The sequence below is a fragment of the Pedobacter sp. ASV12 genome (genome assembly GCF_016429155.1).
GTDB lineage: Bacteria > Bacteroidota > Bacteroidia > Sphingobacteriales > Sphingobacteriaceae > Pedobacter.
The window spans coordinates 1-386 of the sequence record NZ_JAELUC010000360.1 but is presented as its reverse complement, the minus strand read 5'-3'; the positions used below and the strand labels follow the sequence as shown (position 1 = coordinate 386).

Sequence of the window (386 nt, the reverse complement as noted above, 5' to 3'; positions counted from 1 at the left end):
GGTAATCACAGAGCTGCTTGATTTTGCCGTGCGGACAAAAAAAGATAAAGATATAGCGCCATTGGCCACCGCCTATCAACAGTTCCTTAAAGAAAATTACAACAAACAAAAAGCCATCGCCATTAAGAATGCCGAAATCAGGTACCAGGTAAAGGCGCAAGACGATAAGATTGAAAAACTGGCTTTGGCCAATAAACTGAAGTCGACCGTTATTAAACAAAGAACAATTGTGCTTTCGGCCATGTTCCTTTTGGTGATAGCCGGCATCTTTTTTTATTATTATCAATTAAGGCTTAAGGAAAAATATGTAGCCATCGATCTGGAAGAACGCTTAAGGCTTGCACAAATGAGCCCTCATTTTATTTCGAACTCGCTAAGCGCCATAC

Annotated in this window: 1 protein-coding gene; it reads left to right on the top strand. The window is 40.4% G+C overall.

Annotated elements, in window-relative coordinates:
• The coding region (locus JHD69_RS20690; protein WP_199142189.1) for a hypothetical protein at positions 1 to 386 on the top strand (386 nt) is incomplete at both ends.